At 50.6% G+C, this 12,652-nt stretch carries 14 protein-coding genes; 6 read left to right on the top strand and 8 right to left on the bottom strand.

The window, feature by feature from the left end; genetic code table 11:
- Positions 1–100: 100 nt before the first annotated feature.
- The 5 genes from EE116_RS02930 to EE116_RS02910 form a co-directional block, all read right to left on the bottom strand.
- A complete protein-coding gene (locus EE116_RS02930; RefSeq protein ID WP_122873148.1) occupies positions 101–844 on the bottom strand; it encodes an AMIN domain-containing protein in 744 nt (247 codons plus the stop codon).
- 33 nt (positions 845–877) lie between these two features.
- Positions 878–1,147 (bottom strand): FtsB family cell division protein, encoded by a 270-nt coding sequence (locus tag EE116_RS02925; RefSeq protein ID WP_002953583.1) that lies wholly within the window; start codon positions 1,145–1,147, stop codon positions 878–880.
- On the bottom strand, positions 1,144–2,394 hold the full coding sequence (gene eno, locus EE116_RS02920; protein ID WP_122862406.1) for a phosphopyruvate hydratase: 1,251 nt from the start codon (positions 2,392–2,394) through the stop codon (positions 1,144–1,146). Before eno ends, EE116_RS02925 begins: the two co-directional genes overlap by 4 nt.
- Before the next feature lie 4 nt (positions 2,395–2,398).
- Positions 2,399–3,505 (bottom strand): recombinase RecA, encoded by a 1,107-nt coding sequence (gene recA / locus EE116_RS02915; RefSeq protein WP_122862405.1) that lies wholly within the window; start codon positions 3,503–3,505, stop codon positions 2,399–2,401.
- Positions 3,506–3,617: 112 nt separating this feature from the next.
- Positions 3,618–4,712: a DNA adenine methylase gene (locus EE116_RS02910; RefSeq protein WP_122874427.1), complete on the bottom strand. Its 1,095-nt coding sequence runs from the start codon at positions 4,710–4,712 to the stop codon at positions 3,618–3,620.
- A gap of 114 nt (positions 4,713–4,826) precedes the next feature.
- On the opposite strand from EE116_RS02910, the gene EE116_RS02905 reads away from it, so the two are divergent.
- From EE116_RS02905 to EE116_RS12420, 6 genes are all read left to right on the top strand, one after another.
- Entirely contained in the window at positions 4,827–5,693 is an 867-nt protein-coding gene (locus EE116_RS02905; protein ID WP_206159257.1) for a menaquinone biosynthesis family protein, read from the top strand.
- Positions 5,690–5,959 carry a flagellar biosynthesis protein FliQ gene (fliQ, locus tag EE116_RS02900; protein WP_232037885.1) on the top strand — a complete coding sequence of 90 codons (270 nt, stop codon included), beginning with the start codon at positions 5,690–5,692 and terminating at the stop codon, positions 5,957–5,959. The genes EE116_RS02905 and fliQ overlap by 4 nt, the downstream gene beginning before the upstream one ends.
- On the top strand, positions 5,956–6,741 hold the full coding sequence (locus tag EE116_RS02895; RefSeq protein WP_122862403.1) for a UDP-N-acetylmuramate dehydrogenase: 786 nt from the start codon (positions 5,956–5,958) through the stop codon (positions 6,739–6,741). Before fliQ ends, EE116_RS02895 begins: the two co-directional genes overlap by 4 nt.
- Positions 6,742–6,796: 55 nt before the next feature.
- The gene (locus EE116_RS02890; RefSeq protein ID WP_122862402.1) at positions 6,797–7,123 is read left to right on the top strand and encodes a hypothetical protein; all 327 of its coding nucleotides are present in this window, start codon (positions 6,797–6,799) and stop codon (positions 7,121–7,123) included.
- 231 nt (positions 7,124–7,354) lie between these two features.
- The gene (locus EE116_RS02880; RefSeq protein ID WP_122862401.1) at positions 7,355–7,657 is read left to right on the top strand and encodes an SEL1-like repeat protein; all 303 of its coding nucleotides are present in this window, start codon (positions 7,355–7,357) and stop codon (positions 7,655–7,657) included.
- A 52-nt stretch (positions 7,658–7,709) separates the two neighbouring features.
- Positions 7,710–7,850: a hypothetical protein gene (locus EE116_RS12420; RefSeq protein WP_163026449.1), complete on the top strand. Its 141-nt coding sequence runs from the start codon at positions 7,710–7,712 to the stop codon at positions 7,848–7,850.
- A 106-nt stretch (positions 7,851–7,956) separates the two neighbouring features.
- On the opposite strand, the gene EE116_RS02875 is transcribed toward EE116_RS12420, so the two are convergent.
- From EE116_RS02875 to EE116_RS02865, 3 genes are all read right to left on the bottom strand, one after another.
- Complete coding sequence (locus tag EE116_RS02875) at positions 7,957–8,409, bottom strand: hypothetical protein (protein ID WP_122862400.1); 453 nt, start codon at positions 8,407–8,409, stop codon at positions 7,957–7,959.
- 142 nt (positions 8,410–8,551) lie between these two features.
- Positions 8,552–10,081 carry a phosphatase PAP2/dual specificity phosphatase family protein gene (locus EE116_RS02870; protein ID WP_232037836.1) on the bottom strand — a complete coding sequence of 510 codons (1,530 nt, stop codon included), beginning with the start codon at positions 10,079–10,081 and terminating at the stop codon, positions 8,552–8,554.
- A 515-nt stretch (positions 10,082–10,596) separates the two neighbouring features.
- The gene (locus EE116_RS02865) at positions 10,597–12,621 is read right to left on the bottom strand and encodes a bifunctional alpha/beta hydrolase/class I SAM-dependent methyltransferase (RefSeq protein WP_206159232.1); all 2,025 of its coding nucleotides are present in this window, start codon (positions 12,619–12,621) and stop codon (positions 10,597–10,599) included.
- Positions 12,622–12,652: the final 31 nt, after the last annotated feature.

The following is a 12,652-nucleotide window of genomic DNA, read 5'->3' as shown; positions in this document are numbered from 1 at the left end:
CCAAATTTAAAAACGCGGCGAAGGCTCAAATTTAGTCCTTGCCGCGAGAAATTATCGGTGCAAATTTACACGCCGAAAGCTCGGCGCGTAAAAATCAAATTTATCTAGATAGCTTTAGCAGATACCCGTCCTGCGTCTTTTCGATCTCGTGCTTATAACTGCCGTCGAGATCAAAAACTACGCGGTAAAATTTACCGTGCGAGCCAAAAAGCGCCGTTTTAAACGCGCCGCAGTCAAGCTCGTCTTTTCTCGTGTTTACGTCCGTTTGCGAGGCGAAGTCTATCACGACCTTGGTGCCTTTGTCGATCGAGTAGTCCTTTAGCTTCTCGTCGGTCGTGAGGATCTTGATCTGCATCGGATAGATCTCAAATTTCGTCTGCTTATAGACGATCTGCTTTTGCGGTTGCGGCTTTTCAAGCGGCTTTATGACGACGTCTTTTAGCGGCTCCTGCACGGTCATGTTGCGCTCGGTAGGCTTTGGCGCGACGTCTATCGCGGCGGCTTTTGGCTCCTCTTTAGTGACCGAGACGTCGGGCTTTTCTACGACGACTGGTACTGCGATCTTGCTTAGCAAAAACTCATCCTGCCACGAGATGCTTTTGTTTATGTCGACGGTTTTTTCCTTGATGCTGCCGTCGAGGCTTTTGTATTTTAGCGTGACGGAGATGAAGTTTCTAGCGTCGGCGGGAAATTTGAAATTTTGCTTCTCAAAAGGCGGCAAATTTTCCACGACGTTGCTGCTAGCCATGCTCGCGTTTACATCGCCCGAGGGCGCAAAAGGATTTTCTCTGCCAAAAGCCAGCCCGCAGGCCAGCGCCAAAAGCCAAATTTTACCGATTTTCATAACTCCCCCGTTTTTAAATTTATAAAGCTAAATTTACCCGCCGCTGCTAGGCTCAAGCTCTTTTAGCTCGAAATACGCCTTTTGCAGCTGGGCGTTTTGTTTTTTTAGCGTTTCGACGTCGCGTTCTAGCTGCGTTTTTTGCTCTTGCAGGCTTAGCATCACGTCTAGCGAGCGCTTGCCAAAGATTATGTTGCCCACGTAGATACCAAAACATATCACGCAAAACGCTATAAGCGTAAATCTGAGAAAAAGCCTGAAATCAAAAGGCTTTTTCTCGACGTATTCGTCTAGGACTTCGCTCAAATTTGATTTCCCAAAAACTCGTCCGTCTCGCGCTCAATCTCAAGCAGGCGGTTGTATTTTGCGTTGCGTTCGCTTCTTGAGGTCGCGCCCGTTTTAATTTGGCCCGTATTCATCGCGACGGCGAAGTCCGCGATAAAGCTATCTTCGCTCTCGCCGCTTCTGTGGCTCATCACGCAACGGTAGCCTTTGCGCTGTGCTAGGCGGATCGTCTGCATAGTTTGGCTGACGGTACCGATTTGATTTGGTTTGATTAGGATCGCGTTGCCTACGCCTTTGGCGATGCCTTCGCGCAAAATTTTCTCGTTCGTTACAAATAGATCGTCGCCGACAAGCTGCACTTTAGCGCCAAGCTTGCTAGTTAGCTTCGCCCAGCCCGCCCAGTCGTCCTCGCTTAGGCCGTCTTCGATCGAAAATATCGGATACTTCTCGCAAAGCTGCGCGTATCTCTCTATCAGCTCTTCGCTGCTAAATTCCTTGCCCTCTAGCTTATATTTACCGTTTTCGTACAGCTCGCTAGCTGCGACGTCAAGAGCTAGTTTGATCTGCTCGCCAGCTTTGTAGCCTGCTTTTTCGATGGCTTGCATGATTAGTTTGATCGGCTCTTCGTTATCGTTTAAATTCGGCGCAAATCCGCCCTCGTCGCCCACAGCCGTGCTGTGACCGGCCGCGTTTAGAAGGCCTTTTAGCGTGTGGTAAATTTCAGTCGCCGCTCTCAGCGCGTCGCTAAATTTATCAAATCCAAACGGCATAATCATAAATTCTTGAAAATCCACGCTGTTGTTCGCGTGCGCGCCGCCGTTAATGATATTAAACATCGGCACCGGCAGTACGCTAGCGTTTGCGCCGCCTAGATAGCGGTACAAAGGCACGTCAAGGCTCTTTGCCGCCGCGCGCGCTACCGCCATAGATACGCCAAGCACCGCATTTGCGCCTAAATTTGAGTAGTTATCGGTGCCGTCAAGCTCTCTCATCTCGTCATCAAGCGCCTTTTGATCAAACACATCCAGCCCGATCACGGCCTCCGCGATCTGCGAATTTACGTTTTCTACCGCCTTTAGCACGCCCTTGCCGCAGTATCTTTCGTCTTTATCGCGAAGCTCTAGCGCCTCGCGTTTGCCCGTGCTTGCGCCGCTTGGGACTATTGCGCTTGCTACGGTGCCGTCGCTTAGAGCTACGGTCGCCTTCACGGTCGGGTTGCCGCGGCTATCTAGCACCTCTATCGCAGTTACGTCTTCTATAAATACCATTATTTTATTCCTCCGTATTTTCTTCTATGCTTTCGCTTTCGTCGTCGCTATCTTTGCCGCCCGCGCCGCTTATTAGCTTATCTAGGCCGATCGAGCTTTTTATCGTAGCTACGATCTCGTCTGATATCTCGGGGTGCTCTTTGAGATAGGCTTTTGCGTTTTCGCGGCCTTGGCCGATTTTAGCGGCTTTGTAGCTAAACCATGCGCCGCTTTTATCGATGATATCAAGCTTCACGCCGTAGTCGATGATCTCGCCGTCGCGGCTGATACCCTCGCCGAACATTATGTCGAATTCCGCCGTTTTAAACGGAGGTGCGACCTTGTTTTTCACGACTTTTACCTTCGTGCGGTTGCCGATAGGCTCTTCGTTTTGTTTTAGCGTGGCGATTTTTCGCACGTCTAGGCGCACGGATGCGTAAAATTTAAGCGCGTTACCGCCCGTAGTGGTCTCAGGCGTACCGTAACCCATAGCGCCGATTTTCATACGAATTTGGTTGATAAATATCACGGTCGTGTTCATCTTGTGTACGACGCCCGCGAGTTTGCGTAGCGCCTGGCTCATTAGACGAGCTTGCAGACCTACGTGCTGATCGCCCATATCTCCCTCGATCTCGCTTTTTGGCGTTAGAGCCGCGACGCTATCGACTACGATAAGCTCGACCGCGCCGCTTCTAGCGAGGTTTTCTACGATCTCAAGCGCCTGCTCGCCAAAATCGGGCTGGCTGACGTAGAGATTTTCGGTATCTACGCCCAAATTTGCCGCGTATTTCACGTCTAGCGCGTGCTCGGCGTCGATAAAGGCGCACGTGGCTCCCGCTTTTTGCGCTTCGGCGATGATGTGTAGGGTTAGAGTCGTTTTGCCCGAGCTCTCAGGTCCGTAAACCTCGATGATACGACCCTTTGGGATACCGCCGATACCAAGGGCTAGGTCAAGTCCTAGCGAACCCGTCGAGATGCTGTCTATGGCCTCTACTTGCTTATCGCCCAGGCGGATCAGCGTACCCTTGCCAAATGCTTTATCTATCTGCTTTAAAGCCGCGTCTAAAGCCTTTTTCTTGTCCGAATCGTTTGTCGGCGGGACTATCTTTTTCTCTTCTTTTTCTTTTGCCATCGGCTTCCTTAAATTTAAAATAATCGGGCTGATTTTATCAAATTTGAGATGAATTTTTGATTATTCGCGCAAATTTGAGACGGGTTTGGGCGCGGTCAAATTTAGACTAAATTTACGCCTTTTTTAAAACGTAAAGCAGCTCGTTAACGTGCGTCGGACGGCTGGCTAGATTTCTACTACCGCGAAAGGCGTTGTATTTTTGCTCCAAAATTTGCACTTCGCCAAGCCTTGCTAAATTTTGGCTAAATTCCTCGCGCGCGATGAAGCCCTCGGAGTTAAACGAGATGAGTACGAATTTAGCTTTTAGCTTTGAGATTAACTCGAAAAATGCCGGCGCGGCGGCTGATTTTTGATTAAACACCGAGCGGTTCCAGCCCCGAGCGATACCAGAAACCCGCGATATTTCGCTCGGGCGCTCGTAGCTAGCGATCAAATTTAGCATAAAGTAGTTCGAGCCGTAGGGGTGCTGGTTATAAGGCGGATCAAGATAGACCAGATCAAGCGGCGGAAGCTCGGCGGCAAGCCCCTCGGCGCCTCGTCTTTGCACTTCAAATTCGACGTTAAAATTTGAAAAAACGGGCTTAAGCAGGCCGATGTCTGCCGTGATGCGAGATAGCGCGTGCTTGCCGCGTCCGCCAAACTGCCCAAGGCCGTCCTTGTTTTTATGAAACCCCTTGAAAATGCCGCTGGTGTTAGCGTGCACGCTAGCCGAATACAGCAGCGGAGCGACGAAAAAAACGCGCAGCTCCTGCGGCACGAGCGCATCTATCATCCGGCGCGCGGTGTCTATGTAGGCGGCGTTTTTTCTCGTGTAAAAGACGCGGTCAGCAGGCGAAATATTTGCCTCGTCTTTTGGTGCGTAAAGCTCGCAGATAAAGCCCTCACGCAAATTTGCGCCGATTTGGCGCGTTAGTTTTTCATGCCAAAAATCAAGCTCCTTTTTAAATTTCGCGTCCGCGTTTGCGAGATAGCACTCGTTTGTGACGAGGCTATAAAGCTCCAGGTCGTTTGCGACGATGAAATTTGCGTGGGATTTTAAAAACCGCGACACGATGCCGCTGCCGCTAAAAAGGTCGCAGCAGCTTAGTTTTTCTTTGTCAAGCGCCTCTTTTGCGATATTTACGCCTTGTTCGATGAAGCCTAAAAGCGAGCGTTTGTTGCCAAGATAAGTTAAAATTTGCTCTTTTAAATACGCCTGATTTTCCATATTTTTCTTTATAAATTCCGCATTTTTATGGCGATTGTAGCAAAAATTTACTATAATTTTGCAATCTAGCCGCGCGCGAAATTTAAAGCGGAGCAAAAAGGATAAAATTTGAAGATTTTTAAGCATATAAACGTCGCTCACTCGCCCGACGCCGACGATATTTTTATGTATAAGGCGATTGATTTTGGCTGGGTAAGCTCCAAAAATCTAAAATTTAGCGCCACGGCGCTTGACATCCAGACGCTAAACGACGAGGCGCTAAAGGGCACCTATGAGGCCACGGCGATTAGCTTCGCGCTGTATCCGCTCATCTGCGAGGAGTACGCGCTTTTGCGCACGGCGGTGAGCTTTGGCGAGGGCTACGGACCAAAGCTCGTTAAGAAAAAAGGCGCGGTTTTAAAGCGAAATTTCAAAGTCGCGCTCAGCGGCAAACACACGACCAATGCCCTGCTTTTTCGCATGGCATACCCGCAGGCGCGCGTGATTTATAAAAATTTTCTTGAGATCGAAGGCGCGGTCTTAAGCGGCGAGGTGGATGCGGGCGTGCTGATACACGAAAGTATTTTGGATTTTTCGGACGAGCTTTGCGTGGAGCGCGAGATCTGGGATATCTGGAGCGAGCTAGCTGGCGAAAATCTACCGCTGCCGCTAGGAGGCATGGCGGTTCGCCGCAGCCTGCCGATAACGGACGCCGTCGAGTGCGAGCGCGTGCTAACGGAGGGCGTACGTATCGCCACCGCGCATAAGCCCTTTTTGTCGAACATGCTTCTCGAGCGAAATCTCATCCGCGTCGATAAAGAAAAGCTAAAAACCTACCTAAATCTCTACGCAAACGATAGCTCCGTATCTATGAACGAAACGCAGCTAAAGGCGGTAGATAGGCTCTTTGCGCTTGGTTATGAGCGCGGATTTTACCCACTACCGATCAAGGCCGAAAACTATCTCGTGCCGACCGAGTACAACGATATAAGGTTTAGCTGATGCAATCAACACTCATAGAACTCGGTATCGAAACATTCAAGATCGCGCTATATCTGAGCTTTCCGATGTTGCTTGCTGGCCTATCGGCGGGCCTTATCATCAGTATATTTCAGGCTACGACGCAGATAAATGAGATGACGCTAAGCTTCGTGCCAAAGATCATTTTAGTCGTCGTCGTGATTATATTTTTGATGCCGTGGATGGTCTCGATGATGGTCGATTTTACTACGCGCATGATAGAGTTTATCCCAAATTTCGTGCAATGACGCAGCTTATAGATTTTTCCAAATTTAGCTCGGTGCGAGTGGGCGGCGTGCACGAGGTGGCGGTGCTAGAAAGCATTGAGGACGCTCTAAAACCGGAATTTGCCGGGCGCGTGATGATAGGCGGCGCGAACAACCTACTAGTCTCGCCAAACCCGCCCCCGATGATGATGCTAGGCGGCGCGTTTGATTATATAAACTTAAACGGCGACGTGCTTAGTATCGGTGCTGCGACGAAGTCGGGCAAAATTTACAACTTCGCCAAAAAGCAGGGTATCGGCGGATTTGAGTTTTTGCAAAATATACCTGGTACGCTTGGCGGACTAATAAAAATGAACGCAGGGCTTTGCGGCGTTAGTATCAGCAATAGCCTGCTAGCCGTGCGGCTAGGACGCGGCTGGGTAGAGCGCGAGAGGATAAGCTTTAGCTACCGAAAAAGCGGGATAGATGAGCCGATTTTCGGCGCCGAGTTTAAAATTTTGCGCGAATTTGACGCAGCGCTCGCCGCCGATTTTGCCGCTAAGCGCGCAAATCAACCAAAGGGCGCTAGCTTTGGCAGCTGTTTTGTTAATCCGCCCGGCGACTACGCGGGCAGGCTAATCGAAGCGGCAGGGCTAAAAGGCTACGCGATAGGCGGGGCTAAATTTAGCCAGCAGCACGCAAATTTCATCATAAATTTTAACGCCGCGAGCTTTGCGGACGTGACCGGACTCATAAATTTAGCCCGCGAGCGCGTTTTGGAGCAGTTTGGCGTCGAGCTAAAAACCGAAGTGGTCGTGATTTAGGTTAAAACATAGCAAAGAGGCTATAATGCATAAGATTACTCGCAAGGAGGGTCTTATGAAAAAGCTAGCTTTAGCCATGTTTTTAGCATTTTGTTGCCTGTCGGTAGCACAGGCCGGGCCAAATCACAACAACGGACTAGCGGCAAAATCCAAAGGCCAGTGGAAGGACGCGGAGAACTACTTTAAGCTAGGTTGCTATACGGAAAAGGTCGATTCTTCTTGCAAGGAGCTCGGGCAGCTTTATGAGTTTGGCAAGGGTTCTGACGTCAAAAAAGACTCCGGACGCGCAAAGCAGGCCTATGAAAAGTGTTGCGAGATATCGTTCGGCAAGAGAAGCGACTGCTGCGACAAAGTAAAAGATAAAACCGCCGTAAGCGCCTAAAAAGGCTGCAAAAACAACGATGCGGCGGCCTGCATAGACTACGCTTATGAAAAACAAGACGTCAAATACTACCAAAAAGCTTGCGATCTAGGCTCAAATTTAGGTTGCCTATGGACGGGCTACTCGTACACCGAGGGCAAAAACGGCGCCGAGCACGATCCTAAAAAAGGCTTTGAGATATTTTCAAAACTTTGCAGTAGCGGCTACGACGACGGTTGTAAATTTGTAGCGATGGGCTATAGAGACGGCAAAGGCGTAGAGAAAAATATAGACAAAGCCGTCGAAATCCTAAGCGAAATTTGCCAAGGCGAAAGATTTGACGGATGCGCGAAGCTAGGCGAAATCTACCAAGACGACGCCTACGGCAAAAAAGACGAAGCAAAAGCGTACGAGTACTATCTCCTAGCCTTTACGAAAAAAGAGCACGAAGCCTCAGGAAAATACAGACAACGCCGCAAAAGCCTGCGAAGCAAATATCGCGCTAGGATGCGAGTACGCGGGCTCTGCGTACTACCAAGAAAAGCAGTTCGCTAAAGCCACGGAGTATTTTGACAAGGGCTGCGAGCACGGCCTGGTCGAGTCATGTTTGTTTGCGGGCTACACATACTACATGCCACCAGCCCAAAGCGGAGTCGAAAAAGATCTTGAAAAGGCTAAAATTTACTTCAAAAAAGGTTGCGATCTAGGCTCGGCTCAGAGCTGCAGCACGCTAGAAAATATCAAATAAACCTACGGGCGCAAATTTAACCGTTTGCGCCTAAATTTATCTTTCAAACCATAAAATCATACGATCGCGGAAGTCAAATTTTAAGCTCAAATTTGGCTCCCAAACTCTAGCCCAGATAATAACCCGCCAAAGCTGCGGCAGCAACGAGGATAGTAAGCGCGGCGGTTAGTTTATACAGCCGCAAAGCTCCGGCGCAGCGACTTTTCATATCACGGATTTTTGGCGGCTTGCTAGTTAAATTTAGCTCTAAAAGCGCCGCGTCAAATTCGCCCTGCCTCAGCCCCTCATCCGCAAAATCCTTAAATATAAGCGCATCAAAATGCAGCCTAACGTGCAGATAAAATAGAGCCGCAAAAGCCGCCAAAAAGCCCGCAATAACGGCAAAATTTGCAAAAATGCGAAGGCAGACAGCTAGCTGAAGTAAATTTAACAAGAAAAATAGCCTATGCGTCGCTAAAAATCTAGCCGCAACCAGCGCTAAGACTCTATCGTCCGTCCTTTGGCGGCATTCGCGCTCCCCGTCTTGCGCCGCTTTTTCGTTTTGCTCCGCATTCGTCATTTTCCCTCCTCATTTTGGGCGTTTGCCTTTGGTTAAATTCCCGTTCGTTTTCACCGAGAATTTTGCAATGCCGCTTGTTTCTAGCTTGCAGATTTTTTAAATTTGATCCCTTAAACCGGACTTGATCAAATTTAGCATGCGCCTATTTCGCGCTTAAATTTGCCGCACTTGCTTTTGCGAATTTAGCCGTCTTTAATCCGCTTTCGAATTCGCGGGCTTCTGCGGCTAGCTGCATTATCCGCTCCCGTAGCGAGCTAGCGACGGCGATCTTTTCGCGGTGAGATTTTAGTAAATTTAGCGCCTCGTCAAATCCTAGCCCCGCGTAAATCACCATCCAAGCAAGCAGCACCGACGCGCTCCTACCGTAGCCCAGCGCGCAGCAGACCAGCACCTTTTTGCCGTTCTCGGCGGCTCGTTCGTTTGAGTTAGCGAAAATTTGTCCCGCCTCGGCGATCTTACTTTCGTTTGCCGCGCCGCGCGTTTGCAAATTTGCCCGCGCGTCTGTTTGCTTGTCAAATTTCAAATTTCGCTCGTTCGCGTAGCCGTTTGCTTCGGCGCTAAAAGCCATTTTCACGAGTCGCTCAAGCTCGTCTGCGCCTAGTTTTAACTCGTCTGCGCTCGGCGTTATCATATCTAGCATAGGTAGGCTTGCGTAAATTTGCGCGCCGCCGGGCCCCTCAAACTCGGCCGCGAGATCTAGAATCGCGTCAAATTTGCCCGCCTGCTTAACCGAGCCCAGATAAAGTCCTGGCAAAATCTCGTCTGAAAGCCGTCGTCCACGTAGCCAAAAAAGAGCATTTAACCGCGCGACGCAAAGATACGGGAAGAGTAAAGCTTTAGCCGTAGCGGCGTGACGTCCTTGCCCGTTTTTAGCAAAAACACCCGCGCCCAAAAACGCGTAACAGCAGGCGACTAGCGCGAAACTAAGGCTCGCCCAAGATAGCCACAGCGCCCACGAGCTCCAAATTTTAGCCCCAAAAATCGCCATAAAAAGCGTCAGAAATGCAAGCCCCAGATATAGCGCCGCCCATTTGTAGCGCGCAATCTCTGCGGCCATGGCAAACCTAAGCGGCTTGCCATCCATCGGACGAACGAGCAGCACAAAACAGCCAGCGGCCAACCCCGTCGGAATGTCGATAAAATGGTGCTGATACGTGGTCAGCACGCTAAGACCGATGAGCGCGAACCACGCTACAAGCGCCGCCTTAAGCCAAACTGTGCGCGCCTTGCGAAGGTAAAATGCGCCCACCACGACGCAAAGTATGATGTGTAGCGACGGGGCTTGATTAAACGGGAGGTCAAAGGCGGCGAGGCTAGAGAACAAAAAGCCGCTAAAGCCTGAAACTGCGGGCTTTTCCCACGACATTTGCAAAGGAAAAACGATAAAAAATAGCGTCGCGATAATCTGCGCGGCGAGCAGCTGCGTGACGTAACGCGCGAGCTCACGGCTGTCGCGGCAGAGGAAAAATCCAAGCGCGTAGAGCAAATTTAGCGACCAATACGGCACAATGCTCCACGCCCAAAACGGCACCGCGCGCTCCCATGCAAAATAGATCTCGGGTACGTTTGCGCGAGCGCTCGCGAGGGCATTTGTAGCGCCGTAGCTAGCGTAAAATATCGCGGCAACTACGACGAGCGCAGCCAACTGCGATAAAAACAATTTCGTTTTCATTTTTGCCTTTTTTGCTAATTCTATCAAATTTTAGCGGATTTGCACTTTTACGGCTTAATCAGTTCCAAGATCGCCCGCTTGACGTAAAAACGTAAAATTTAACTGCAAATTTTACTCGCCGAGACTCGCACCTTGAAAATGCTAAATTTGGCATTGCAAATTAAGTTCTTTGAGTAAAAAACAACCGTTTGAGGTTGTTTTTTACTTTATTGTAAAGGGGGTGGGGGCTTGAATGGCGAAGTCGCTCCCCACCCCCTTAATCCCCCTCCCCCTACGACGCTTTTAAGGTGGCGACATAGCTTTGCTGACGCAAAGCGTCGCAAATTTAAATTTAGTGTTTTCAGGGCACAGGTCTCGGCGACTCAAATTTGCAAATTTGAACGTAAAACGATAAGGCGAAGTATCGCGAGATGATTTTAAATGTTTTGAAGTAAATTTCGTCCCAAGACTAGACATATAGTCTGTCGCAGGGCGAAATTTACGAAATCATTTAAAAGCGCTCGCGAGACAAGCCGCTAAATTTTAACAGCCAAGCTAACGCTAAATATCCCATCCCCATCTATCCACTCTTTTACTTTTTTAAATCCCGCCTTTGCCACGAGCTGATCCATCTCGGCCTGGCTGCGGCGGCGCATGATCCACGCAGCGCCCTGCCTGTGGCTCGATAGAGCGCGCGCGATCATCTCGAGCTGCGGGTGCCACGGCTGGTTGGTGTAGATGAGGTAGCCACCGCTTCTTACGCTGCTTGCAAAGCCTTGTAGCGCAGTGCGCACGACCGAGTTATCCGGAAAGAGCTCAAACAGCCCCGATACGACGCCTAGCGTATATGTGCCCTGCAAACCCTCGTAGCTAGCGGCTTCGAACGCGTTTGCCTGCGTAAAGCTCGCGACGTCCTGCAGCCCGCGCTCTTTTATCATTTCGCTGCCGGCTTTTACGTTTATGTCGCTGTAGTCGCGTAGCGTTATGCGCTCAAATTTATGCCCTTGCGCGGCGTCTAGTATGTATCTGCCGTGCCCCGAGGCGATGTCTAGCAGTCGTAGCGGCTCGCCTCGCTCCTGCAGCTTTGCTACGGCCTGATCGATGGCTAGTTTGATATTTCGCTTGCGCTCCCTGATGCCGCGCCAGCCGATAGCGTTTAGGTAAAATTTGTCGATAAATTTAAAAAATTTATTCGCCCCTTGCGGCTCGTTTCGGTAAACGTAGTCAAGCGTACTGCCGCTATCGTAGCCCGTATTTTCGCCGATCTTTAGCCCGCCGACCCACGGCGAAACCGCCTGCATAAATACCCGCTGAAATTTAAACTGTAAATTTTTCGGGCTAAATCTCGGCAGCGGCGTAGCCAGCCTATCGGCCTCCTCGCGGCTAAATCCGTATTCGTCCGCATGCGTGCAGTCCACCTCGCTAAAAGGCGCGCTAAACCTCTCGCCGACGAACTCGCGCACTATCTCAAACGCCCTCTCCCGCTCGCTCTCGCCCAGCGTATCGTGGTAAAATCCATCTAAAACCTCGCGCCTCTTTACGCGCGCGCCAAGAGCGTTGTAAAACTCGTACTGCGGGGCGTGCTCCACGACCCAATCATCGCCCGAGATCAGCAGTAGCGTAGGCGTCGTGATCGCGGCGGCGTCCGAAACCACGCGCTGCGCCGCTTCGTAAAGTCCCAGCAGTATGCGCACTGAGATCGCGCGAGTGATGAGCGAGTCGGCGTCGTAGCTAGCCTGGCGCTGTTTGTCGTGCGTGAGATAGTGCGCCTTGACGTAGCTGTTTACGAAAAAATTTCCGCGCGAGGAGTAGAGAGCCTTTAGCCCGGCTCTAGCAAACGGTACGTAAAGCTTCACGCTAAACGCGGGACTTGCCAGCACCGCGCAGCGAACGCGCGGAGCGTAGTCGTGCAGCCACGCAGAGACCAGCACGGCGCCCACGCTTTGAGCTATCACGGCTAGATTTTGCGTATCAAAGCCAAATCTCTGCTCGATGTGTGCCACAAACTCGTCCACGTCGGCGATGAGACGACCGATACTCGGCGCGTCGCCCCGCTCGCCCTCGCTTTTGCCGTGTCCGCGCTGATCCCACGCAAAATAGCTAAAACTCTCATCCGCCAAGCCGTCCGCCACGTGCGTCGTCCTGCCCGAGTGCTCGTGTCCGCGGTGAAATATCGCTACGGCTTTGGCATTCGGCGCGGCTTTAAATTTGAGATTTTGCTCGGCGTTTTCGCTCAAATTTGACGTGCCGCATTTGCTAGTTTCGTTTAAATTTGAGTCCGAGTTTTCGCTGCCGTTTGGTAAATCTGGTCCCTCAAATTTGCCTTCGCCGCTTGAGCCTAGCTCCGCATTTTCATCCGCGCCGCGCGCTTGCTCGCTAGTCAAATTTAACGTTTCGTTTGCGGCCTCGGCGCCCAAATTTGATCCGTCAAATTTATCGTCCTCGCACAAATTTACTTCGCTTGCGCCCGGATTTTCGCACGCCACGTCCGCAGCCAAGCGGTATCTGTAAAATATCCTCGCCCCGTCGCTCGTTATAAAATAGCTCTCTTTAAACTCCATTTTTCGCCTTTCTTGCTTAAATTTATCGGTT

The organism is Campylobacter showae (assembly GCF_900573985.1).
Taxonomy (GTDB): Bacteria; Campylobacterota; Campylobacteria; order Campylobacterales; family Campylobacteraceae; genus Campylobacter_A; species Campylobacter_A showae_E.
The sequence above is the reverse complement of the archived record's forward strand: the minus strand, read 5'-3'. Positions and strand labels throughout refer to the sequence as shown.